Origin of the sequence: Myxococcus llanfairpwllgwyngyllgogerychwyrndrobwllllantysiliogogogochensis (assembly GCF_006636215.1) — a bacterium.
GTDB classification, from domain to species: Bacteria; Myxococcota; Myxococcia; order Myxococcales; family Myxococcaceae; genus Myxococcus; species Myxococcus llanfairpwllgwyngyllgogerychwyrndrobwllllantysiliogogogochensis.
In genome coordinates this window covers 1-21,937 of sequence record NZ_VIFM01000144.1, presented here as the reverse complement: position 1 = coordinate 21,937, position 21,937 = coordinate 1, and the positions used below count along the sequence as shown (strand labels likewise).

Genomic DNA, 21,937 nt, shown 5'->3' with positions numbered 1-21,937 from the left:
TAAGGACTCCGACCAGGGTTCGAAAGAGGGCGCACCACCGGGGTCTTGGAACGCAGTTGCGACACCTGCTCGAGCTTCTCGACGGAGCGGTCGGCCGGGTCTACGAGGAAGAGGGCTTCGCCTACCGTCCTCGCTACACGCCGTTGGTGCGGGCGCTGATGCAAGACGAGCCGATGACCATCGGTCAGCTCGCCGAGGCGTCCGACACCACCCAGCCCGCCACCACGCAGACGCTGGCGTTGATGGTGAAGGACGGGCTTGTGCTCTCGGAGCCAGGGCCAGTGGATGGGCGTCAGCGGTGGATTCGCCTCAGTCCGTCGGGACGGGCGCTGCTCCCGGGACTCCAGTCGCGTTGGAAGGCCACCGCGAGCGCCGCGGCCAGCCTGGATGCTGAGCTTCCCGTGCCGCTCTCCGAGGTGCTCGAGCGCGCCATCCAAGCCCTCGAAACGAAGTCCTTCGACGAGCGAGTCGCCAGTGCGCGGGGACGGCAATCGAAGCGCCGTGGCGCGTAGGTATGATGTCCCCGTGCAGCGCGGAAGAGCCATCTCCAACCGAGAGAAGCAGACCCATGAAATCCATCTTCATCAACAGTGAGCGGCGTCTCCGCAATGGCTGGAAGGTGCTGGGCTCCGTCGCGTTGAGCGTGGCCCTGATACTGGGCCTCGTCCTCCTCCAGAAACAGCTGCCTGTCGAGCTGCGGCGAATCGTCTCGGGGCCGCTCTGCGCCTTCTTCGGCGTCCTCCTCTCGAGCTGGCTGTGCCTTCGACTCGAGCGTGAGCCCCTGTCCTCGCTCGGAATCCTCCCGGTGCGGCGCTCGGCCCGTGACTTCGGGCTCGGGATCTTGGGTGGCGCGGCATTGGTGGGGGCGGTGGCCGCGGTCGTCTTCTCGCTGGACGGGTTCCATCTGGAGCGAGCGGCGAGCAACGGAGCCGCCGCCATCTTCAAGGTCTCCTGGTTCATGCTCGGAGTGGCCCTGTTCGAGGAGACGCTGTTCCACGGCTATGCCTTCCAGCGCGCCATCCGAGGGATGGGGCCTATGTGGACGCAGCTCGTGTTCGCGGCCGTCTTCAGTCTGGCCCATGCCTTCAATCCCGGCATGGACGGAGGGGCGCGCACGGTGGCTTTGACCGCCACCTTCCTGGCCGGATGGATGCTGGGGCTCTGCTACCTGCGCACGGGAGGACTCGCGCTTCCCGTGGGTGTGCACGTGGGCTGGAACGGGTTGCTGGGCCTTCTGGGCTTCGGCGTGAGCGGTGAGGAGTTCAAGGGGATGTGGATGCCTGTCTTCCACGGCCAGCCCGAGTGGCTCACCGGAGGCCGTTACGGGCTGGAGGCCTCCGTCGTCACCCTCGTGGTGCTGTGCCTGTTCATCCTCGCCCTGTCGCGCTGGAAGGGAACGCGACAGAGCGAGGCGCCCACCCCGCTGACAGGCGCACAAGGCCAGGGAGCCTGAGGACGACGCCCTGGCTCACCGCGGACGGAACCGGTCCGTGGCCTCCACGAGCGCGGACGTGGTGCCTGGCTCGTTCGCCGAATGCCCCGCATCCGGAACGATGACCAGCTCCGCCTCTGGCCACGCTTGATGCAGCGCCCACGCGCTCTCCGGAGGGCACACCACGTCGTAGCGTCCCTGGACGATGACCGCGGGGAGATGACGGATGCGCGGCACGTCATCGAGGAGCTGCGTGTCCGAGCGCAGGAACCCACGGTTGAAGAAGTAGTGGCACTCGATGCGCGCGAAGGCGAGGGCGAAGTCGTCCGCGCTGTTGCGTGCCACCAGCTCCAGGTTCGGATGCAGATAGCTGGTTCGCGCCTCCCACACGCTCCAGGCCCGCGCGGCCTCCTGTCGCGTCGCCGCGTCCGCGCTCGTCAGGCGCCGGTGATACGCGCCGAGCAAGTCCCGTTGCTCCTCCAGGGGGATTGGCGCCAGGTAGTGCTCCCACGCGTCGGGGAACAGGGCGCTGGCGCCGCGCTGGTAGAACCAGTCCAGTTCCTGTTTGCGCAAGAGGAAGATGCCGCGCAGCACCAGCTCCGTGACGCGCTCCGGATGGGTCTGCGCGTAGGCCAGTGACAGCGTGCTGCCCCAGGAGCCGCCAAAGAGCTGCCAGCGCTCGATGCCCAGGTGCTCGCGCAGACGCTCCATGTCGGCCACCAGGTCCCAGGTGGTGTTCTCCTCCAGGCTCGCGTGCGGAGTGCTCCGGCCGCAGCCGCGCTGGTCGAAGAGGACGATGCGATAGGCCGTCGGGTCGAAGAACCGCCGCTGCTTCGCGTCCGTGCCTCCCCCTGGGCCACCATGGACGAAGACCACGGGCTTGCCCTTCGGGTTGCCACACTCCTCGAAGTACAGCTCGTGGAGCGAGGAGACCCGCAAGCGGCCCATGCGATAGGGCTCCAGCGGGGGGTACAGCATCCGCGACGGCGGGGACTGAACGGACATGCGCCTTCCAGGACAACGAGAGAGTCTCTCACGCTAGCAGACCGGTTCTTCATCGCCGGCCCGCCCGTGTGTCACCGTCCGGAGGTGTTCGCGTGTCCTCTTGCCTGGGGTGGGGACTGTCGGGCAGGGCACATGCCGCACGCCACGGCCGCGCCCTGAACGCGATGTGACGACGATGTTGCCCGCGCGCGACGTGGAGGTTGCGGGAGCGGTGGATGCTGCTTCCCGTCTCCTCACACCCCGGAGCGTTCCATGAATCTCGCTTCCCTGATGACGCCCCCTCGGAAGAACGAAGACCACGCCGCGCCCCGTCGCCTCCAGCTGGTTCGAATCCAGGCCACCGTCCTGCTTCAAGGCGCGGTGAGCGCGGCGCAGGACAGCGTGAAGTCCTTCCGCCACATGCGCGACGTGCTCACGGGGGCCTACTCGCAAGCTCGCGCTTGAGCGACGCGAGGACCGGTGGAGCGGGCCTCACTGGGCGCTCACAGGCCCTCGCTCGACGGCGTGAACCACCGCGCACCTCATGGTTCGCTAGGAGGCCGCATCTCGCGGGCCATGCCGAGGCCCGCGTGACTCGGAGTTCACGCGGGGCACTGTGTCGCGGGCCGTGTCGGAGCCCGCGACCTCTCCGCGTGTCAGGAGGGCGCGCCGGGGTTCGGGCTGGTTCCCGGATTCACGGGCGCGTCCTCCTTCGGAGGCGGCGGTGGCACGCCCTTGCCCGCGGGCGCCACCATCCGCACCTCGGAGGCATCGCTCATCGCCAGGCCGTCGCCCTTGGGCTCCGTCTCCGTCACCGCGATGACGTCACCTCGGTGCAACTGGAGGAAACGCTCGTTCTTCTCCGTGCGGTGACGCTCCTGCATCGCCAGTCCCACGCGGCCTTCCGGCCCGCAGCCGATGTAGCGGTGGCGTCCCTTGCCCTCCAGCGGCTCGGAGACGATGCGGAACAGCCGACCCGGCGGAAGCTCCGGCCACTCCTCGCCCTTGGGCGCCAGCAGCAGGTAGCTCATCTTCAACGCTTCCTTGTGCAGGCTCGCCGCGCGCGCCAGCTCCTCCACGACGCGAGGCATCGGCCAGGGCCGCTCCGCGTGGCACCAGTCCGTCTCCTTCACCAACGCCGGACACGCACCCCGGTACATGCACGGCGCACGCACCGCATAGCCGCGCGCCACCATCGCATCGCGCACGTGCAGCAGGCCGCGGCTCGTCTCCCGCAGCGCGGGCTCCATCACCAGCAGGCTGCCGCCGCGCTTCACCTTCGCCAGCGCCGCCTCGAGCAGCGCCGCCCGAGGCGTCGTCGCGCTGTCCCCCGTGCCGTACAGCTCGTTGATGACGTGGCCCATCGTAATCAGGTCGTACTGCCCCTCCGGCAGCACGGCGGCCTTCTTCGTCGGGTCCCACTCCCGGGTGGCCAGCGCCTCGCCGGCCTCTGTCGCCAGCGCGCGCGCGAGGTTCAGCGCGGCCTTGCTGCGGTCCGCCGCCGTCACTTCCTTCCCGCCCGCGTCCATCGCCGCGAAGGCCACCGGACCCGGGCCGCTGCCCAAATCCAGCACCTGTCGGGGACGGTTCGGCAGCTCCCCCAGCACCTGCCGGGCCTGCGCATACGAGACCGGCCAGTAGAAGAGGAGGTAGGCGCCCAAAAGCTTCGGGTCGTCCATGTAGCGCGCCCCCGCGAGCTGACGCTCCCGCGTCAGGCCCAGCGAGAGCTGGCGCACGCCGGCGCCCACTTCCTTCACTTCCTGGGGCGTCAGCCGCCCCTCCGGCCCGTCACCCTTGCCGCGTGACGCGCGCCACACGGCGATGAGCCGCGGCATCCACCGCTCCAGGTCCTTGCTGTATCCGTTGCTCATCCCGCCAAGCCTTCGACCGAGGGGCCGCTCCCGGAAGCCGCCCATGTCAACCCGTTGTCACCCCGCCACTTGCTCAACTCCACGGTCGCCACCCGGGGGCGTCCGCGTTAAACCCTTGTCGCACATGATCTCCGTCCACGGGCTGCGCAAGCACTACAAAGTCCACAAGCGCCCGCCAGGCCTCAAGGCGGCCCTCCGCTCGCTCTTCCATCGCACCTACACCTCCGTGAAGGCGGTGGACGGCATCTCCTTCGACATCCGTCCGGGAGAGCGCGTGGGCTTCCTGGGCCCCAATGGCGCCGGCAAGACGACGACGCTCAAGGTCCTCTCCGGCCTCCTGCACCCCTCCGAGGGCGAGGTCCGCGTGGACGGGCACGTGCCGCGCCTGCGCGAGGAGGCGTTCCTCAAGAAAATCATGCTCGTCATGGGGCAGAAGCAGCAGCTCCTGTGGGACTTGCCTCCGGCGGAGACCTTCGAGCTCAACCGCGCCATCTACGACGTGCCGACGTTGCAATACAAGCAGACGTTGGACGAGCTGGTGGGGCTCCTGGAGATTGGCGACCTCATCGGCAAGCCGACGCGCCAGCTTTCCCTGGGCGAGCGGATGAAGTGCGAGCTGGCGGCGGCCCTCATCCACCGGCCCCGCGTGCTGTTCCTGGACGAGCCCACCATCGGTCTGGACGTGTCCATGCAGGCCACCATGCGCACGTTCATCAAGGACTACAACGAGAAGTACGGCGCCACGCTCATCCTCACCAGCCACTACATGGACGACGTGGCGGCGCTCTGCCCGCGCGTCATCGTCATCGACAAGGGCCTGTTGTCCTACGACGGAAGCCTGGAGGCGCTGGTGCAGCGCGTGCGCCCGGAGAAGCGCGTGGTGCTGCGGCTGTCCGAGCAGGTTGACGCCTCGCGCCTGGAGCCCCTGGGCAAGCTGGTGACGCACGAGGCGGGCACCGCGGTGCTCCAGGTGAAGCAGGACGCGGTCAACGCCACCATCTCCCGCGCCCTGTCCGGACTGCCGGTGACAGACCTCACCGTGGAGAACGCGCCGCTGGAAGAGGTCATGAGCGAGCTGTTCGCGGAGAACAAGGCCCGCAGGCTGCAGGCCGCCGAGTCGGTGACGGCATGAATGCCCGAGGTCTGCTGCGGGCCCTGCCCACCATGCTGCGCGTGAGCTTCGCGGAGTCGGTGGCCTACCGGGCGGAGATGTTCGTCTGGGTGCTGTCCACCACCATGCCGCTGGTCAACATGGTGCTGTGGATGGCGGTGGCCAAGAGCGCCCCGGTGGGCAACTTCGGCCAGGCGGACTTCGTGGGCTACTTCCTGGCCACCTTCGCCGTGCGTCAGCTCACCAGCGCATGGGCCGCGTGGCTCATCAACTGGGAGGTGAAGCAGGGCACGCTGGCGATGCGCCTCCTGCGTCCCATCTCTCCCTTGTGGGGCTATGCGTCCGACAACGTGGCGGGCTTCCCCATGCGCGTCGTGGTGGCCCTGCCCGTGGTGCTCCTGAGCATCGCCCTGGTGGGCGCGGACAAGGCGGTGCCGCAGCATGCGTGGCAGTGGGCGCTGTTCATCCTCGCGGTGCTGGGCGGCTGGGCCATCACCTTCCTGGCCAATGTGGCCATCGGCGCGCTGAGCCTCTTCCTCGACAGCAGCCAGAAGATGATGGAGGTGTGGATGGTCCTCTTCTTCGTCTGCTCCGGCTACATGTACCCGGTGGAGTTCCTGCCCGAGGGCCTGCGCACCGTCATCGACTGGCTGCCCTTCCGCTACCAGATGGGGCTGCCGGTGGAGTTGATGACGAACGCGCATGACCTGCCCACCGCGCTGGGGCTCCTGGCAAGGCAGTGGGCGTGGGTGCTGGGCATGGGCGCGCTCGCGGTGGGGCTCTGGAAGCAGGGCGTGAAGCGCTTCGCGGCGTTCGGAGGGTAGGGGCATGGTGCGGCGATATCTGCGACTGCTGACAGTGCAGCTCAAGGCGTCCGGCCTCCAGGCGCTCCAGTACCGGGCGGACTTCTTCACCGACGGCTTCACGTCGCTGTGCTGGGTCTTCACCGCGCTGGCGCCGCTGTTCGTCGTCTACGGCAGCCGGCCGGAGGTCGAGGGCTGGAGCTTCGGCGAGGCGCTGCTCGTGGTGGGCTGGTTCACCCTGTTGCAAGGCATCCTCGAGGGCGCCATCAACCCCAGCCTCACCGGCGTGGTGGAGCACATCCGCAAGGGCACGCTGGACTTCGTGCTGCTCAAGCCCGCGGATGCGCAGTTCCTCGTGTCGACGCAGCGCTTCCTGCCGTGGCGCGCGTTCAACGTGCTCACCGGCCTGGGGCTCTTCCTCTACGCCTTCATGCTGCTGGGACGCGGGCCGTCTCCCTTGGGGCTCCTGACGTCCGTGCTGCTCCTGGGCACCAGCACGCTGCTCTTGTATTCGCTGTGGATATTGACGGTGAGCGCCGCGTTCTTCGTCGTCCGGGTGGACAACCTCACCTACCTCTTCACGTCCATCTTTGACTTCGCGCGTTGGCCGTCATCCGTGTTCAAGGGCGTGGCGAAGGGGGCGTTGACCCTGGTCTTCACCTACGTGATTCCCCTCGCCTTGATGACCACCTTCCCGGCGGAGGCCATGCTGGGCCGGCTGCCAGCGCAGTCCCTGGTGGGGGCGGTGGTGGGCTCGGCGGTCTTCGCGTGGGTGGCGCGGCGCGTCTGGATTCGCTCCATCGGCCACTACACCTCCGCCAGCAGCTAATCCCTTTCATCTCGACCGAGTCTTTCGAGCCGGCGAGCGCTCGCTGACTCGGTGGTGGGGTGTATCAACCCCACCTGTCTCATCTGGTGTCGACACATCTTTTCAAGGGCGGAATTGGCCTCCTTCCTCGGGACTGGGGTAAGGGCCGCCGCGTGCGGCTCGTCGGGCGCACACCCCAAGGAAAGGACCCCCACCCATGAATCGATGTATCGGGCTCGGCCGACTGGCCGCGCTTGTGTCGGCGCTTGTCCTAGCGGGATGCTCACACGAGGAATTTGCAGAAACGTCGGAAGCACAGGCGACTGCGGGCTTGGAGGTGAGCCAGGGTTGGACGCCCACTCCGAGCATGTTGCTCCAGCGGATGGACCACACGGCGACGTTGCTGCGCACCGGGCAGGTGTTGGTGGTGGGCGGGCAGTCCTCGTCGAGCGCGGAGCTGTACGACCCGAAGGGCGTGCGTTGGCTGCCCGGGGGCTCGCTGGGCGCCGCGCGGCGTCGACACAGCGCGACACTCCTGAACAACGGCAAGGTGCTCGTCGCTGGCGGTGACTCCGGCGCGTCGTCCACGGGCACCGCGGAGCTGTATGACCCCACCGCGGGGACCTGGGTCGCGACGGGGAACCTGGACTCGCTGCGCTCCGGCCACACGGCGACGTTGCTGTCGAGCGGGAAGGTGCTGGTGGTGGGCGGAGAGAACGGCGCGGGCGCGGGACTGGCCACAGCCCAGCTCTATGACCCGGCCACGGGGACGTGGTCCGCCACGGGTGCGCTGCGCAGGGCGCGCGTGGGACACACGGCGACGCTCCTGGGCAATGGACGGGTGATGGTCACCGGGGGGCGAGTCGGACCGCGAGGCTCGTTCGTGAATGACGTGGAGCTGTACGAGCCGAGCACGGGGCTCTGGACCCTCGCCGCGGGAATGCTCGGCGTGCGCTCGGGGCACAGCGCGACGCGGCTGCTGTCCGGCAAGGTGCTGGTGGCGGGAGGCTTCATCGATGAGCTCACGGCCTCGCGGACCTCGGAGCTGTTCGACCCGGGGACGGGCACCTGGACTTCGGTGGCGCAGGGACTGCCAGGAGAGCGGGCTCAGCACACGGCCACGCTGCTGCACTCGGGCGAGGTGCTCGTCAGCGGTGGCACGGATGGCAACAGCCCGTATCTGCAGAGCGCGGCCATCTTCGACCCGGCGCTGGTGCGCTGGAGCGTGACGTCTTCGATGAGCACGAGTCGGCTGGGGCACACGGCCACACTCTTGCCCCAGGGCGACGTGTTCGTCGCGGGAGGAAGCGCGGAGGGGACGCAGGGGGCCTCGTCGGCCGAGCGTTTCTCGGTGCCCACGCCGCCCTGGCGCCCGACGGCCGTCATGTCGTCGGCGCGGTATCACCACTCGGTGACGTTGCTCGACTCCGGCAAGGTGCTGGTGGCGGGAGGCACGAGCACCGGCGGCAGCGGGCTTTGGGGCGCGGAGCTGTACGACGAGCACCTGGTGACGTGGACGCAGACGGGGAGCCTGGTCGCGCCGCGCTTCCTGCATGGGGCGGCCGAGCTTCCCTCGGGCAACGTGCTGGTCGCTGGCGGGCAGGCCAGTTCCTCGTCCTATCTGTCGTCCGCGGAGGTGTATGACCTGGCCACGGGACAGTGGAGCAGCACCGGCGCGCTGGCGGGGGCCCGTTCGCGGCACACCACCACGTTGCTGGAGTCGGGGCAGGTGTTGGTGACGGGAGGGCGGATGTCCTCCAGCTTCAGCAGCATCCTCGCCACGGCGGAGTTGTATGACCCGCCTTCCGGCACCTGGCGCACGACGGGCGCGATGAACGTGCGTCGCGTCAACCACACCGCGACGATGCTGTTGTCCGGGCAGGTGCTGGTGGTGGGCGGCACGACGCCCACGGGCGACACGGCCACCGCCGAGCTCTACAACATGCACACGGGCCAGTGGACGCAGACGGGCTCCATGTCGGGAACGCGTTATGGACACATCGCGGTGGCGCTCCCCGGAGGCAAGGTGCTGGTGGCGGGCGGCTGGGGCCTGGGCGGCGCGCTGGCCACGGCGGAAATCTATGATCCGGCGCAGGGCGGCTGGACGACGGTGGCGCCCATGACGAGCAGCCGCTACGGCGCGCTGGCGTCGGTGTTGTCCTCGGGCCGCGTGCTGGTGCTGGGCGGGGACGCCGGGGCGGGAACGGGCCTGTTGTCCACGACGGAGGTGTTCGACCCGGCGCTCGGTCAGTGGACGTCCGCGGGCACCATGTCCAACGCGCTGTCGAGCGGCACGGTGACTCGGCTGGCCATCTCCGGGCGACTGCTCGTCGCGGGAGGATTGGGGACCAGCGGAGCGCTGTCCTCGGCGGAGCTGTACACGCCAGCGCTCTGACGATGGGGCTCCTGTCGCCCGCGTCCCGGTGTGGACGCGGGCGGGAGGGGCTTGGACGTCGCGCTGGCAGGATTGCCCAGGCGCGCCTGTCCACGCCGACTTCCTGGGTTCACGCCCCGGGCTGATGCGCCTCCGCCTCCTCGGACTCCACGCCGTAATAGGCCAGGCACTCCACCTCGCGACCTCTCACCACTCGGCGACCGTCCAGCGGTCCACCGTGCGCGGTGACGATGGTGCACTGTCCCTCGTCGCCTTCCTGGTCGAAGTACAGCACCACCCAGTCGTGCGTCGCTTTCTGCTGATGTGCCATCGCTGTGTTGGAGAACAGCGCCCGCACGTTCCACCCGTCCAGCTTGCGCCGCATCACCGGCAACCACGCCTCACCCGATGGATTGAACCGCCGGGGCGCGATGGTCCGCAGCTCTCCCGCGTCCGCCTTCCGGCGGTACTCCTCATCCACCTGGAGCAACACCCCCACGTCGGGCCGGGGCCCTTCATCCAGGCTCTCGCGCTTGCGCGCCGCGCCTCGCCGGTTTCGCCCCAGCCGCGCCTCGAGCAGGTCCCGCACCTGCTGCCCGCGTCGCGGTCCAAAGCCCTCCACCGCCTCGAGCCTGCCGTCATGAGCCGCCTGCTCCAACTCCTCCAGCGAGCGCACACCCAGCTCTTCATGAATCCGCCGCGCCAGCTCCGGACCAATGCCTGGCACACTGGCGAGCAACTGCTCGGGCGAGGACTCGTCCTCCAGCCGCTGCAACAGCCCGAACTGCCCCGTGCGCACCAGCTCCGCCACCGCCGCGGCGATGCTCTTGCCCACCCCGGGCAACTCCCGCAGCCCCGCCTCGCCCTTCGACGCCAGCAGCTCCGCCACGGACTCCGGCCACTGGCCAATCGACCCCGCCGCCTTGCGGTAGGCCGTCACCCGGAAGGGCATCGCGTCCTGCTCCTCCAGCAGGTCCGCCACCCGCTCCAGCGCATCCGCGATGCCGATGTTGTCCTTCCATTCGACGCCCATGGCTCCCTCGAACTTGGAGCGTCGGGCGCGAGGCGACCACCCCCGGCGATGCAATCCAAGCGGGCAGGGGAGCCCTCGTTCCTCAGGGTGCCTTGTCGAGCGCGTCCGCGACGATGGCGTCCGCCTCGATTTCCACCAGAATCTCCGGGGAGATGAGCTTGCTCACCTCCACCATCGACGTCACCGGACGGATGCTGGCGAAGAACTCCCCATGCGCCCGGCCCACCTGCTCCCAGCGGGAGATGTCCGTGACGTACATCCGCGTGCGCACCACGTCCTTCAGGCCCGCGCCCACGGCCAGGAGCGCGGATTCGATGTTCCGGAGCGCCTGGACGGCCTGCAGGTAGGCATCCCCGACCCCGACAATCTGCCCCGCCGCGTCGGTGGCCGTGGTGCCCGAGATGGAGACGAAGGGCCCCACCCTCACCGCGCGCGAGTAGCCCACGACGGGCTCCCAGGGGGTACCCGTGGAGTGATGGGTCCGCTGCATGGCTGCCTCCGAAGGCGAGAAAGTGTGGGCAGACCCTCCCACGGGCCTCGGGCGGACCGCCAGGGGCTCCTTGTTGGCTGCAAGGAAACACGGCCCGTGGTAGTTGGCCCCGGGTCATGACGAACGAGCTCGACAGGGAGGTCGCCCGGCGGCGCACCTTCGCGATCATCTCCCACCCCGACGCGGGCAAGACGACGCTGACGGAGAAGCTGCTGCTGTACGGCGGCGCCATCCATCTGGCCGGCAGCGTCAAGGCCAAGCGCGCGCGGCGCCACGCCACCAGCGACTGGATGGAGCTGGAGAAGGAGCGCGGCATCTCCGTCACCTCGTCCGTCCTCCAGTTCGTGTACCGGGACCACGCCGTCAACCTGCTGGACACCCCGGGCCACCAGGACTTCTCCGAGGACACCTACCGCACCCTGGCCGCGGCCGACGCGGCGGTGATGCTCATCGACGCCGCCAAGGGCGTCGAGCCCCAGACGAAGAAGCTCTTCAAGGTGTGCCGCCTGCGCGGCATCCCCATCTTCACCTTCGTCAACAAGCTGGACCGCTACGGCCGCGAGCCGCTCGAACTCATGAACGAGCTGGAGCAGGTGCTCGGCATCCGCTCCTATCCGATGAACTGGCCCATCGGCATGGGGCCGGAGTTCCGCGGCGTCTACGACCGGCAGGCCCGCGTCGTCCACGTCTTCTCCGCCGAGGGCACCCACGGCGAGTCGGAGGTTGGCGAGCGCTCGGTCTCCATCGACTCGGAGGACATCAAGTCGGTGCTCACCGAGTCGGAGCTGGCCAAGCTCCACGAGGACATCGAGCTGCTCGACATCGGCGGTGACGAATTCACCCGCGAGAAGAGCGACTCGGGCCAGCTGACGCCCATGTTCTTCGGCAGCGCGATGACGAACTTCGGCGTGCGCCCGTTCCTCGATGCCTTCCTGGACCTGGCCCCCGCGCCCACCTCGCGCCTGACGACGCTGGGCCCGCGCGAGCCCAACAACCCCAAGTTCGCCGGCTTCGTGTTCAAGATTCAGGCGAACATGGACCCCGCCCACCGAGACCGCATCGCCTTCATGCGCGTGGTGAGTGGCCGGTACGTGAAGGGCATGAACGCGTTCCACTCACGCCTGGGCAAGGAAGTGCGTCTGGCCAAGCCGAGCCAGTTCATGGCCGCCGAGCGCACCGCGATTGAAGACGCCTGGCCCGGAGACGTCATCGGCCTGTTCGACCCGGGGCAGTACCGCATCGGCGACACGCTGGCGGAGGGCACCGACGTGGAGTTCGAGGGCGTGCCGCGCTTCAGCCCCGAATACTTCGCGGTGGTGCGCTCCAAGGACCCCTTGCGCCGCAAGCAGATGGAGAAGGGCCTGGAGCAGCTCTCGGAAGAGGGCACCGTGCAGATCTTCCAGCAGCTCAGCATGGGCATGAAGGACCCGATTGTCGGCGTGGTGGGCGCCCTCCAGTTCGAGGTCCTCCAGTACCGGCTCGAGCACGAGTACGGGGCGAAGATTGCCCTGGACCGGCTGCCCTTCAGCCACGCGCGCTGGGTGGTGGGGCCGAACTTCGACCCCAAGTCCTTCGACTGGGAAGGCAACCGTCAGACGGTGCAGGACCGCGACGGTCTGCCGCTGGTCCTCTTCCGCGACGACTGGGCGCTCCAGCACGCCGAGGACAAGCACCCGGACCTGAAGTTCCTCAACGAGGCGCCCATGCTGCGCAAGCTGACGGCGGTCGCCTCGGGGAGCTGAGCGCTACTTGTAGACGTTCACGGTGCCGCCCCGGAAGGCGGAGTCGCGCAGGACGAGGCCTTCCTTGTAGAGGCGGGCCGTCTTGGGGCCGACGAAGAAGTCCTTCGGCTGGCCCCGGCGGAACGTCTTCTTCACGTGCTCCTCGATGTCCATGAACAGGCGCCGGAAGCGGTCCGGCGCCGCGTTCTTCCGGCCCGTCTGCGCGGTGATGTCCAGCTCCGCCCAGAGCTTGCCGCTGAGCAGTTCGCCCTCCTCGTTGGTGCGGCAGCGCTCCAGGAAGATGACGGGGGAGCGCACCTCGTCCACGCGCCAGTAGCCCTTGTCCGGGCCGCGCTTCATCTTGTCGACGATGGCGGGGCCCAGGTCGCTGGCCACCAGGTACATCTCGTCCTCGGGCAGTCGCGCCATGTTGTCCTGATGGGCGCGGAACGTCGTCCAGTCCGCTGGAACGCGCCGGGGGTACACCTCCAGCACGAAGCGCTCCAGGAAGCGGAAGAAGGCGAGCTCGTCGTCGGGAATCATGAAGAACTGAAGGACATTGGCCATTGCCCGGCCCTCATACCCTTGTGTTCCTCCCCGCGAAAGCCCGGGGTGCGGCGGGTTATAGAGAGTTCATGGATACCTGGCTGCTTTCCCGGATGCAGGAGCTGAAGGACCTCCAGGGGCTCATTGGCCTCGCCACGTGGGACCAGGAGACGTACCTGCCCGCCAAGGCAGGCCCCGCGCGAGCCCACCAGCTGTCCACCCTGCAGGGCATCCACCACGAGCGCCTCGTGGACCCTCGGCTGGGGGATGCGCTCGCCAGGGCGGCCACCGAGGCGGGCCTGTCCGACGACGAGCGCGCCATGGTGACCGTGCTCCAGCGCGAGCGGGAGCGCGAGGTGCGCGTGCCCGCCGCCCTGGTCCGCGCCCTGGCCGAGGCCCAGAGTCACGGCCTCCATGCCTGGCGCGAGGCCCGCAAGGAGCGCCGCTTCGCCCGCTTCCAGCCCGCCCTCCAACGCCTGCTGGAGCTGCGTCGCGAGCAGGCGGATGCGTACGGCCATGATGGCGAACGCTATGACGGCCTGCTGGAGGGCTACGAGCCCGGCATGCGTGTCTCCCGGCTCACGCCGGTGCTGACCACGTTGCGCGAGCAGCTCATCCCCATGGTGGGCAAGCTCACGGGCGCGAAGCGCCAGGTGCCGGCCCTCTTCGACGGGCGTCGCTACGACAAGGACGCGCAGTGGCGCTTCACGCTGCGGTTGCTCGGGGACCTGGGGTTCGACCTGGAGGCGGGCCGACAGGACCTGAGCATCCATCCGTTCACCGGAGGCACGCACGCGCTCGACGTGAGGCTCACCACGCACGTGGACGAGTCGAACCCGTTGTCCGCCATCTTCAGCACCATCCACGAAGCGGGGCACGGCCTGTTCGAGCAGGGCTTCTCGCCCGAGCACTACCGCACGCCGCTGGCGGCCTCGCCGTCCATGGGGCTGCACGAGTCACAGTCGCGGCTCTGGGAGAACCTCGTGGGCCGGGGTCGCCCCTTCTGGGAGCACTACTTCCCGCTGCTGCGCGAGAGCTTCCCCGACGCGCTGGCCCAGGTGGACCTGGAGGCGTTCCACACCGTCGTCAACGACGTGCGCCCGTCGCTCATCCGCACCGAGTCCGACGAGGTGACGTACAACCTCCACATCGCCGTGCGCTACGAACTGGAGCTGCTGCTCATCCGCGACGAGCTTCCGCTGGAGGAGCTGCCCGCCGCGTGGAACGCGCGCATGGAGCGCTACCTCGGCGTCACTCCGCCCGATGACACGCAGGGCGTGCTCCAGGACATCCACTGGGCCTGGGGCGAGCTGGGCTACTTCCCCACGTACTCGTTGGGCAATCTCTACTCGGCCTCGCTGTACCGCGCCGCCGGGCGGGAGCTGCCGGACCTCGAAGGGCAACTGCGCCGGGGGCAGATGCTGCCGCTGCGCGACTGGCTGCGTGAGCGCATCCACCGTCAGGGCTTCCGCCTGCCCGCCGAGGAGCGGGTGCGCGAGGTGACGGGACAGGGCCTCACCGACGCGGACTTCCTGGGGTATCTGCGCGCGAAGTACGGCGCGCTCTACGGCATCTCGCTCTGACCCCTGTCAAAAGACGCGCGGACTCAGAACGAGAACAGGAGCGGATGACACGAACGGGCCAGCCGCAGCGCGTCCTTCGCGAGCGTGTATGAGCCGGGGTCATCCGCGTCCAGCCAGGCCGTGCGCGCGACGAGGCTGCTCAGCTCGAAGCACAGGCTGGTGGTGCGCCGCGCCAGCCGGCTCTCCTTGCGCAGCGCGCGCACGTTGAGTTCGCACAGCTCCGCGCACTGCCGCAGCACGCGCACCGAGGCGCTGCTCAGCGTCTGTCCCTGCGCCACCATCCGCGCCATGCCTGCTTCGCAGGCCGCCTGGCACTGGAGGCTCGCATCAATGCAGCGCGACACGTCCGCGCGAGCACCGCCCAGTCTCGCTCCAGTCATCGCTCGCACCTCCGAACCGCTAACCAGGGTATGCACGCCGAGCAGGGGGGCAACTGGAAGTGAGGCATGAGATGCCCGATGTTAAACGGTCACCATGCCCAAGCTCACGCTCGTCCCTGACGAAATCGAAGAGTACGCCCGCGCGCACACCGCGGCACCCGCGCCACTCTTCGAGGAACTCAAGGACATCACCCACGCACGCACGTCCTCTCCGGGTATGCAGGTCGGACCCGTCGAAGGCGCCTTCCTGAGAATGCTCGTCTCGCTCACGAGTGCGAGGCGCGTCCTGGAAATCGGGACCTTCACGGGATACTCGGCGTTGATGATGGCGGAGGGGCTTTCCGACGACGGAGAGCTCATCACCTGTGACATCAACCCGGAGACGGCTGAGATTGCCCGCGCCTTCTTCGCGCGCAGTCCGCATGGCCGGAAAATCCAGCTCCGACTCGGGCCTGCCCTGGAAACCCTGAAGACGTTGCGGGGTCCGTTCGACCTGGTCTTCATCGACGCGGACAAGGGGGGCTACAGCGCGTACTGGGACGCGGTGGTGCCGCTGGTGCGTCCCGGCGGGCTGCTCGTCGCGGACAACGTGTTGTGGTCCGGGCGCGTGCTGAGTCCCGAGTCCGCGCAGGACCACGCGGTGGTGGACTTCAACGCGAAGGTCGTCGCGGATGCGCGCGTGGAGCCCGTGCTGCTGACGGTGCGCGACGGGATGATGCTCGCGCGCAAACGGTGACTCAGTAGCGCGCGAGGAAGCGCGTCAGCCCGGGCCGCAGGGCCTCGCGCTGGGCGATGCACTGGTCCACGCGCTCCAGGGACTGTGCCAGCGCACGCTCGCCGCCCTCGAAGTCCCGCGCGCGCGGACCGAAGAAGCGCGCCACCTCTTCACGGTGCTCGGCGTCGCAGAAGAAGCCGCCACCTGAGAGCAGCCATGTGGAGAGGTCCCTGGGCAGTCGCTCGCGCAGGGTGTCGAAGTGCTCGCGCAGGAAGCCGAAGGCCACCTCGCGCGTGTGCGCCTCCGAGAGCTGTCCGAAGAGGATGGCCAGCGCCTCGCGCGTGTCCACCTTCGCGTCCAGCAGCAGCTCCAGGCTGGCGCGCGCCAGCGCCGCATCGCGAAAGCTGCCCAGGGCACCGAAGAGCAATCCGCGCTCCTGCTCCGTGGCTGCGGCGCGCGCGGCGTCTCGCAGGCGTTGGTGCAGGGCGGCGTCTCCCGCCACCGCGGCGGACTGAAGCACCGTGGCGGCGTCCTCGGGTGGCAGCGCGGTCCGGTCCTCGAGCCAGCGCAGCGTGAGGCGGCGAGCCTCCGCGCGCAGCTTCGGGTCTTCGCCCTCGGTGGCCGCCATCCACATCAGGGTGGGGCGCATCAGTCGCAGGTCCTCGCTCTCGCCGGGACGGGAGACGAAGCCCACCGAACGCGCGCGGTTTCCGAAGAGTCCGCGCACGAAGCGCGCCCGGTGCGGACGGAGCGCATTTGGAACCAGGTCCGTGTGCACGCTGCCCACCACGCCCGCCGCGCTGTTCACCAGGTCCGAGCCCCCTTCACTCAGCCGAGCCACCAGCGTGAGCGCCTGGCTGACGTCCAGCTCGCCACTGGAGAGCAGCGCCTGCGCGTCCGCCATCAACACCAGTCGCTCGGGGATGGTGAGCTGCCGTCCTCCCTGGCGCGTGAGGCGCTCCAGCCCGTCTCCGCGCAGCAGCGCATGGTAGTAGCCGCGCGCGTCCGCGTTCGGGTGGACCCAGTCGGGACACCCCTTCGCCTCGGTCAGCTCCAGTGTGCCCGTGGGCTCGGTAAGCACCGTGCAGACGCGGCCTTCCTTCGCGCCGACGGCGTAGCGCACGCACAGCGGCACCTGCCAGGGCCGTGAGCCCGCTGCGTCCCGGGCCCCGAGCGGCAGGTAGCGCCGCTGCTCCAGCGCGAGGCGCGGCGCTCCCTCCTTGGGACACTGGAGCGTCATCGCCACGAGCGGCACACCGGGCTGGTCCAGGAACGACGAGAACACGGGCGCGACGTCCCGCCCGGCCGCGAGTGACAGCGCCTGGAAGAAGTCCTCGGTGGTGGCGGTGCCGCGCGCGTGGGCCTGCAGGTAGTGGCGAACGCCGCGCTGGAATGTGTCGGCTCCCACCCAGGACTCGAACATGGCGAGCACGGCGGCGCCCTTGCCATAGGTGATTCCGTCGAAGGCGCTGTGGATATCACCGGGCGCTTCGATGGGCTGGCGGATGCTGCGCGCGGTGACGAGCCAGTCCTCGCGCATGGCGTGGCCTCGGGCCTCCACGCGGCGGATGTCTCCACGCCACTCCGGACGCCAGCGCTTCACCACCTTGAAGGCGAGCCAGTCCGCGAAGGACTCGTTGAGCCACAGGTCGTCCCACCACGCGGGGGTGACGAGGTTGCCGAACCACTGGTGCGCGAGCTCATGCGCCTGCGTCTCCGCGAAGCCGCGCTGGCGCCACACGGTGTCCTTGCCCGGCTCCGCGAGCACCAGCGGCGCGCCGAAGGTGACGAGGCCCGGATGTTCCATCGCGCCCCCCAGAAGCCCCGGCACCGCGAGCACGTCCAGCTTCGGGTAGGGGTAGGGCGTGCCGAACCACGTCTCCAGCTCCGCGAGCAGGGGCGGGGTGACGGACGCGGCCCAGGTCGTCTCGGCCGCGCGGCCCTTGGGCACCACGATGCGCACCGGCACGCCGTTCTGTCCGGCCCGCCCCGCGTCCACCGCCTCGAAGGGGCCCACCGCGAAGGCCACCAGGTACGTGGGCAACGGCGGAGTCATCTGGAAGCGCACCGTCTTCCAGCCGTCCGTCCCCGCCTCCTCGGCGCGCACGGGCGTGTTGGCGAAGGCGGAGTCCTCCGTGCGCACGCGCAACGTCAGGACCCAGGGAATCTTGAACGCGGGTTCATCGAAGCAGGGAAACGCGCGCCGCGCGTAGAGCGGCTGGAACTGCGTCATCGCGTACCAGTGGCCGTTGTCCTGCTCGCGGAAGACGCCGCTGTCTTCCTTGTCGTACGCGCGGCCCGTGTACTCGACGTGCAGCGTGACGGGGCCGGGCTGGAGCGGCTCGCGCGGGATGAAGGCGAGCAGGTCCTCCCCGACGGGCAGCGCCTCCGCGGACACCCGCGTGTCCCCTACGCGGAAGTGGCTCTGGCTCACGGTCAGCTCCGAGGCGTGGAGCCACAGCGCGCGCGTGGGCTCGGACAGCGACAGCTCCACGTCCACGGTGCCTCGGAAGGTCTCCTGGCGAGGGTCCAGCTCCAGCGTCACCGTCTGCCGCGTGGGCCGCGCGTGCCAGTCCAGCCGCAGGCCCGGCGGCGTGAGGACGCGGGCGTCTTCCACGGGCGGAGGCACGACGCGCGGGCGAGGCATGGGTGGGGGCGTCAGCGCCGCGGCTTCACGGGCGCCGCCCGCGCAGCCCGCGAGGAGGAGCGCCAGCAACAGGGCGATGACCGCGCCAGGGTGTCCGAACCGCATCGGGAAGCTCCGTCCGCCAGACCAAGGGCGACTCGTGACGGAGGTCATTCCATCACCGCCTCCGCCGCGACGGTAGCGCTTAGACGCGGTGTCAGATGTGACGCGGTGGCGCGGTGGGGCCCTCAGCCGACGACGGGGAAGGCGGCCAGCAGCTCGATGAGGGCGGGGCCGTACAACTGCAGCCGCTTGTCACCGAAGTAGGGCACCTGGCCGAGCTCCTCCAGGTTCCGGGGCGGCTGCGCGAGCAGCGCGTCCATCAGCGGGTTGGTGAGCACCACGCTGGGCGTCACCTTGCGCTCGGTGGCCTTCTCCACGCGGAACGCCTTGAGCGCGTCCTCGCGCTTGCGGCGGTTGGTGTCCTTGGGGCCCTTGTTCTCGCGCTCCTGGGGCAGCTCCCCGTTGCGCGACTTCTCCAACTGCGCGCGGACGATGGCGAGCACCTCGTCGCCATGGGCGCGCACGAAGGCGCCTCGCACGCCCGCCGCGCGCGCCAGGTCCTTGGGCGTGGAGGGCAGCCGCGTGGCGATATCCGCCAGCGCCATGTTGGAGAGCATGCGCCCCATGGGGACGTTCTCCTGCTCCGCCCACTCCAGCCGCTTGCGGTGCAGCGCATGGGCAATCGCGTTCGCCAGCGTCAGCTGCGTGGGGGACAGCCCGGAGCGCGGCAGCTTGGGCTTGAAGTCCGCGCCCACGTCGGGCCGGGCCACGGCCTCGTCACAGAGCCGGTCGCAGTCCAGCACCACTTCTTCCAGGATGCCCGCCTCGCGGCATGACTCGCGCACCTGCCGGCCCAGCTCGCACAGGTAGCGCACGTCGTTGGCGATGTAGGTGTGCATGCCCGGGGGCAGGGGGCGCAGCGAGAAGTCGGACTGCTGATGCTCCTTCGGCAGCTCCACGCCCAGCTTCTCCCGGGCCACGTCCGCCAGTCCCACCTTGGGCCAGCCCAGCAGGGTGGCGGCGCGGTGCGTGTCGAACAGGCCCCGCACCCGCACCCCGCCCTCGGCCAGGAACTGCAGGTCGCCCTGGGCGGCATGGAAGTACTTGGTGCGTTCCGGGTCGGCCAGCAGCGGGGCGAGCAGCCGGGCCTCCACGCCGGGCTGGAGCGTGTCGAAGAGGAAGACATCGTCGTCGGTGGCGACCTGGAGGAAGCACAGCCGGGCGCGGAAGGCGTGCATGGAGTCGGCCTCCAGGTCCACGGCCAGCTCGCGGGCCGCCTCCAGCTTCTGGAGGGCGCTCTGGGCCCCGGCGGAATCCACCACGTCCACATCACCCTGCGGGTAGGTAGGCATCGAGCTGAGCAGGCTAGCGGACCGGACCGCCTGAATGACGTGTTTTTTCCCGGGCCGCCGCTAGGATGGCCACGCCGATGAATGACGTCCAGCGCCTGGAAAAGAGTCTGCTTGGCCACATGGGCCGGGCCATCGCGGACCACCGCCTCATCGAGGACGGGGACCGCATCATGGTGGGTGTGTCCGGAGGCAAGGACTCCTACACCATGCTCTACCTGCTCCGGGAGCTGCAGCGCCGCGCGCCGGTGAAGTTCGACCTGCTCGCGGTGAACCTGGACCAGGGACATCCCGGTTTTCCGGGGCACATCCTGGAGGACTACTTCCAGCGCGAGGGCTACGCGTACAAGCTCCTCAAGGAGGACACGTACAGCATCGTCCTGGAGAAGACGCCCCCCGGCAAGACGCAGTGCTCGGTCTGCTCGCGCATGCGGCGGGGCATCCTCTACACGGCGGCGGTGGAGCTGGGCTGCACCAAGATTGCCCTGGGCCACCACCGCGACGACCTCATCCACACGCTCCTGCTCAACATGTTCTTCGCCGGCTCCATCAAGGCGATGCCGCCCTTGCTCAAGAGCGATGATGGGCGCAACGTGGTCATCCGGCCGCTGTGCTACGCGCCGGAGAAGGACATCGCGAAGTTCGCGGAGCTGAAGGCCTTCCCCATCATCCCCTGCGATTTGTGCGGCACGCAGGAGAACCTCCAGCGCAAGCGGATGCAGCGACTGGTGGAGGACCTGGGCAAGGAGATTCCCAACGTCCGGCAGAGCCTTCTCAACGCGATGGCCAACGTGCGGCCGTCGCACCTGCTGGACCGGGCGCTCAACCCCGACCCGCTGAACGCGAGCGAGGCGGAAGTCGCGGCGGCGCCCACTCAAGACACGCAGGACACGCAAGGGGGAGCCAGTCCATGGCTCGAGAGCAGGCAGTGAGCGCGCGCAAGGAACGTAACGCCGCGCTGGTGGAGGCGATGTTGCTGGCGGCGATGGCCGACGGCCGTGTGTCTCAGCGGGAGATGCAGACGTTGCTCAGCCGCGTGCTGGAGCGGCCGGAGTTCGAGGGCACGCGTCCCGAGGAGCTCAACGCGCTGGTGGAGACCAGCGCCGCGCGGCTGTCCGAGGCGCGCAACCTGGAGGACGTGCTCGCGTCGCTCAGGCGCAGGCTTCCGGACCACAAGAACCGGATGCTGGCCTTCGGCCTGGCGGCGGCGGTGGCGCTGGCGGACCAGCGGGCGACTCGCACGGAGCTGGGGCTGCTCAAGACGTTCCAGGCCGCGTTGGGCATCTCCGAGGACGAGGTCGCCCAAATCATCGACGTCATCGAGAACGGCGGCAGCCTGGCGGAGGCCCTGGGAGAGCCGCTGGAGCGGCTGTACGCGGAGGTCATGGTGCTGGTGAGCGCGGCGGACGGGCGGCTGAAGGAGGCCGAGGCCCGGGCGCTGGTGGAGAGCTTCGCGGCGGACCCCCTCTTCGAGAACGTCAGCCCGGAGCGCGCGCAGAACTTCGTGAGCGAGTCGGTGGCGGCGCTGTCCGCCGAGGGGCTGCCCCAGCGACTCCACGTCCTGGCGCACGGCCTGACGACGCACACCCAGCGGGTGAAGGCGTTCCGGCTGGCCACGAAAATCGCCCACGCGGGGGGCGAGCCCAGTCTGCCGGAGCAGCGCATCCTGGACATGCTCCAGGCGACGTTCGGTCTTGCTGACGACGAAGTGGCGCGACTGGGCAGGGAGGGGTAATCAGGGGGCAGAATGACCCTTCAAGTCCCTTCCACCTCCAGGCACTCCTTCCGTTTCGGTCTGCCGCCGTCCCTGGGCAACGAGACGGCGCGAGAGCGCGCGGACCGGCTGGCGGCCTTTCTCCAGAGGGCGCTGGGCAAGCTGGTGGAGGTGAGCGTCGCGTCCAGCTACGAGACGCTCGCCAAGGATTTGCTCTCCGGGCGCGCGGACGCGGCCTGGGCGCCTCCGTTCGTGTGCGCGCGGATGGAGGCCATGGGGGTGCGGGTGGTGGTGCGCGGGGTGCGCCGGGGCATGTCCTCCTACCTGTCTCTTA

Annotated in this window: 21 protein-coding genes and 1 pseudogene; 14 read left to right on the top strand and 8 right to left on the bottom strand. The window is 69.3% G+C overall.

Features of this window, described 5'->3' with window-relative positions:
- The first annotated feature begins 56 nt into the window (after positions 1-56).
- Complete coding sequence (locus FJV41_RS29725; protein ID WP_141645957.1) at positions 57-512, top strand: MarR family winged helix-turn-helix transcriptional regulator; 456 nt, start codon at positions 57-59, stop codon at positions 510-512.
- A gap of 56 nt (positions 513-568) precedes the next feature.
- The gene (locus tag FJV41_RS29720; protein WP_174485305.1) at positions 569-1,453 is read left to right on the top strand and encodes a CPBP family intramembrane glutamic endopeptidase; all 885 of its coding nucleotides are present in this window, start codon (positions 569-571) and stop codon (positions 1,451-1,453) included.
- A 15-nt stretch (positions 1,454-1,468) separates the two neighbouring features.
- Here the strand turns inward: FJV41_RS29720 and pip are convergent, their stop codons facing one another.
- A complete protein-coding gene (gene pip / locus FJV41_RS29715) occupies positions 1,469-2,437 on the bottom strand; it encodes a prolyl aminopeptidase (RefSeq protein WP_141645955.1) in 969 nt (322 codons plus the stop codon).
- Between the two features lie 252 nt (positions 2,438-2,689).
- Here pip and FJV41_RS29710 point away from each other — a divergent pair, with 252 nt between their 5' ends.
- Positions 2,690-2,881 carry a hypothetical protein gene (locus FJV41_RS29710; protein WP_141645954.1) on the top strand — a complete coding sequence of 64 codons (192 nt, stop codon included), beginning with the start codon at positions 2,690-2,692 and terminating at the stop codon, positions 2,879-2,881.
- A 191-nt stretch (positions 2,882-3,072) separates the two neighbouring features.
- Here FJV41_RS29710 and FJV41_RS29705 read toward each other — a convergent pair whose 3' ends face one another.
- Positions 3,073-4,287, bottom strand: a complete 1,215-nt coding sequence (locus FJV41_RS29705) for a small ribosomal subunit Rsm22 family protein (RefSeq protein WP_141645953.1) — start codon at positions 4,285-4,287, stop codon at positions 3,073-3,075.
- Between the two features lie 232 nt (positions 4,288-4,519).
- On the opposite strand from FJV41_RS29705, the pseudogene FJV41_RS56990 reads away from it, so the two are divergent.
- The 5 genes and pseudogenes from FJV41_RS56990 to FJV41_RS29685 all read left to right on the top strand — a co-directional run.
- A pseudogene (locus tag FJV41_RS56990) lies at positions 4,520-4,990 on the top strand (ATP-binding cassette domain-containing protein); the annotation flags it as partial.
- Positions 4,976-5,419: a hypothetical protein gene (locus FJV41_RS56985; RefSeq protein WP_497812663.1), complete on the top strand. Its 444-nt coding sequence runs from the start codon at positions 4,976-4,978 to the stop codon at positions 5,417-5,419. The pseudogene FJV41_RS56990 and the gene FJV41_RS56985, both read left to right, overlap by 15 nt.
- Complete coding sequence (locus tag FJV41_RS29695; protein WP_141645951.1) at positions 5,416-6,222, top strand: ABC transporter permease; 807 nt, start codon at positions 5,416-5,418, stop codon at positions 6,220-6,222. The genes FJV41_RS56985 and FJV41_RS29695 overlap by 4 nt, the downstream gene beginning before the upstream one ends.
- A gap of 4 nt (positions 6,223-6,226) precedes the next feature.
- Positions 6,227-7,030, top strand: a complete 804-nt coding sequence (locus FJV41_RS29690; protein ID WP_141645950.1) for an ABC transporter permease — start codon at positions 6,227-6,229, stop codon at positions 7,028-7,030.
- A 316-nt stretch (positions 7,031-7,346) separates the two neighbouring features.
- A complete protein-coding gene (locus tag FJV41_RS29685; protein WP_246137499.1) occupies positions 7,347-9,404 on the top strand; it encodes a Kelch repeat-containing protein in 2,058 nt (685 codons plus the stop codon).
- 109 nt (positions 9,405-9,513) lie between these two features.
- On the opposite strand, the gene FJV41_RS29680 is transcribed toward FJV41_RS29685, so the two are convergent.
- Together FJV41_RS29680 and FJV41_RS29675 are read right to left on the bottom strand one after the other, a co-directional pair.
- Complete coding sequence (locus FJV41_RS29680) at positions 9,514-10,416, bottom strand: helix-hairpin-helix domain-containing protein (RefSeq protein ID WP_141645948.1); 903 nt, start codon at positions 10,414-10,416, stop codon at positions 9,514-9,516.
- 82 nt (positions 10,417-10,498) lie between these two features.
- Complete coding sequence (locus FJV41_RS29675; protein ID WP_141645947.1) at positions 10,499-10,906, bottom strand: RidA family protein; 408 nt, start codon at positions 10,904-10,906, stop codon at positions 10,499-10,501.
- Positions 10,907-11,022: 116 nt separating this feature from the next.
- Between FJV41_RS29675 and FJV41_RS29670 the strand changes: the two genes are divergently transcribed.
- Positions 11,023-12,648 carry a peptide chain release factor 3 gene (locus tag FJV41_RS29670; RefSeq protein ID WP_141645946.1) on the top strand — a complete coding sequence of 542 codons (1,626 nt, stop codon included), beginning with the start codon at positions 11,023-11,025 and terminating at the stop codon, positions 12,646-12,648.
- A 3-nt stretch (positions 12,649-12,651) separates the two neighbouring features.
- Here FJV41_RS29670 and FJV41_RS29665 read toward each other — a convergent pair whose 3' ends face one another.
- Positions 12,652-13,194 carry a hypothetical protein gene (locus tag FJV41_RS29665; protein ID WP_141645945.1) on the bottom strand — a complete coding sequence of 181 codons (543 nt, stop codon included), beginning with the start codon at positions 13,192-13,194 and terminating at the stop codon, positions 12,652-12,654.
- A gap of 68 nt (positions 13,195-13,262) precedes the next feature.
- Here FJV41_RS29665 and FJV41_RS29660 point away from each other — a divergent pair, with 68 nt between their 5' ends.
- On the top strand, positions 13,263-14,756 hold the full coding sequence (locus FJV41_RS29660) for a carboxypeptidase M32 (RefSeq protein WP_141645944.1): 1,494 nt from the start codon (positions 13,263-13,265) through the stop codon (positions 14,754-14,756).
- A 23-nt stretch (positions 14,757-14,779) separates the two neighbouring features.
- Here FJV41_RS29660 and FJV41_RS29655 read toward each other — a convergent pair whose 3' ends face one another.
- Complete coding sequence (locus FJV41_RS29655; RefSeq protein WP_141645943.1) at positions 14,780-15,136, bottom strand: four-helix bundle copper-binding protein; 357 nt, start codon at positions 15,134-15,136, stop codon at positions 14,780-14,782.
- A gap of 94 nt (positions 15,137-15,230) precedes the next feature.
- Between FJV41_RS29655 and FJV41_RS29650 the strand changes: the two genes are divergently transcribed.
- Positions 15,231-15,872, top strand: a complete 642-nt coding sequence (locus FJV41_RS29650) for a class I SAM-dependent methyltransferase (RefSeq protein WP_141645942.1) — start codon at positions 15,231-15,233, stop codon at positions 15,870-15,872.
- Position 15,873: 1 nt separating this feature from the next.
- On the opposite strand, the gene FJV41_RS29645 is transcribed toward FJV41_RS29650, so the two are convergent.
- Together FJV41_RS29645 and FJV41_RS29640 are read right to left on the bottom strand one after the other, a co-directional pair.
- Entirely contained in the window at positions 15,874-18,603 is a 2,730-nt protein-coding gene (locus tag FJV41_RS29645) for a M1 family metallopeptidase (RefSeq protein ID WP_141645941.1), read from the bottom strand.
- A gap of 122 nt (positions 18,604-18,725) precedes the next feature.
- Positions 18,726-19,892: a ribonuclease D gene (locus FJV41_RS29640; protein WP_141645940.1), complete on the bottom strand. Its 1,167-nt coding sequence runs from the start codon at positions 19,890-19,892 to the stop codon at positions 18,726-18,728.
- Positions 19,893-19,957: 65 nt separating this feature from the next.
- On the opposite strand from FJV41_RS29640, the gene ttcA reads away from it, so the two are divergent.
- From ttcA to FJV41_RS29625, 3 genes are all read left to right on the top strand, one after another.
- A complete protein-coding gene (gene ttcA, locus FJV41_RS29635; protein WP_141645939.1) occupies positions 19,958-20,821 on the top strand; it encodes a tRNA 2-thiocytidine(32) synthetase TtcA in 864 nt (287 codons plus the stop codon).
- Positions 20,800-21,624, top strand: coding sequence for a TerB family tellurite resistance protein (locus FJV41_RS29630; protein ID WP_141645938.1), 825 nt, complete (start codon positions 20,800-20,802; stop codon positions 21,622-21,624). Before ttcA ends, FJV41_RS29630 begins: the two co-directional genes overlap by 22 nt.
- A gap of 12 nt (positions 21,625-21,636) precedes the next feature.
- The coding region (locus FJV41_RS29625; RefSeq protein WP_141645937.1) for a PhnD/SsuA/transferrin family substrate-binding protein at positions 21,637-21,937 on the top strand (301 nt) is incomplete at its 3' end.

Coding starts and splice junctions, on each gene's coding strand:
- FJV41_RS29660 (WP_141645944.1), top strand. CDS start 13,263: ATGGATACCTGGCTGCTTTCCCGGATGCAGGAGCTGAAGGACCTCCAG.
- FJV41_RS29670 (WP_141645946.1), top strand. CDS start 11,023: ATGACGAACGAGCTCGACAGGGAGGTCGCCCGGCGGCGCACCTTCGCG.
- FJV41_RS29680 (WP_141645948.1), bottom strand. CDS start 10,416: ATGGGCGTCGAATGGAAGGACAACATCGGCATCGCGGATGCGCTGGAG.
- FJV41_RS56985 (WP_497812663.1), top strand. CDS start 4,976: ATGCAGGCCACCATGCGCACGTTCATCAAGGACTACAACGAGAAGTAC.
- ttcA (WP_141645939.1), top strand. CDS start 19,958: ATGGCCACGCCGATGAATGACGTCCAGCGCCTGGAAAAGAGTCTGCTT.
- FJV41_RS29705 (WP_141645953.1), bottom strand. CDS start 4,287: ATGAGCAACGGATACAGCAAGGACCTGGAGCGGTGGATGCCGCGGCTC.
- FJV41_RS29675 (WP_141645947.1), bottom strand. CDS start 10,906: ATGCAGCGGACCCATCACTCCACGGGTACCCCCTGGGAGCCCGTCGTG.
- FJV41_RS29630 (WP_141645938.1), top strand. CDS start 20,800: ATGGCTCGAGAGCAGGCAGTGAGCGCGCGCAAGGAACGTAACGCCGCG.
- pip (WP_141645955.1), bottom strand. CDS start 2,437: ATGTCCGTTCAGTCCCCGCCGTCGCGGATGCTGTACCCCCCGCTGGAG.
- FJV41_RS29710 (WP_141645954.1), top strand. CDS start 2,690: ATGAATCTCGCTTCCCTGATGACGCCCCCTCGGAAGAACGAAGACCAC.
- FJV41_RS29640 (WP_141645940.1), bottom strand. CDS start 19,892: ATGCCTACCTACCCGCAGGGTGATGTGGACGTGGTGGATTCCGCCGGG.
- FJV41_RS29695 (WP_141645951.1), top strand. CDS start 5,416: ATGAATGCCCGAGGTCTGCTGCGGGCCCTGCCCACCATGCTGCGCGTG.
- FJV41_RS29665 (WP_141645945.1), bottom strand. CDS start 13,194: ATGGCCAATGTCCTTCAGTTCTTCATGATTCCCGACGACGAGCTCGCC.
- FJV41_RS29650 (WP_141645942.1), top strand. CDS start 15,231: ATGCCCAAGCTCACGCTCGTCCCTGACGAAATCGAAGAGTACGCCCGC.
- FJV41_RS29720 (WP_174485305.1), top strand. CDS start 569: ATGAAATCCATCTTCATCAACAGTGAGCGGCGTCTCCGCAATGGCTGG.
- FJV41_RS29645 (WP_141645941.1), bottom strand. CDS start 18,603: ATGCGGTTCGGACACCCTGGCGCGGTCATCGCCCTGTTGCTGGCGCTC.
- FJV41_RS29690 (WP_141645950.1), top strand. CDS start 6,227: ATGGTGCGGCGATATCTGCGACTGCTGACAGTGCAGCTCAAGGCGTCC.
- FJV41_RS29655 (WP_141645943.1), bottom strand. CDS start 15,136: ATGACTGGAGCGAGACTGGGCGGTGCTCGCGCGGACGTGTCGCGCTGC.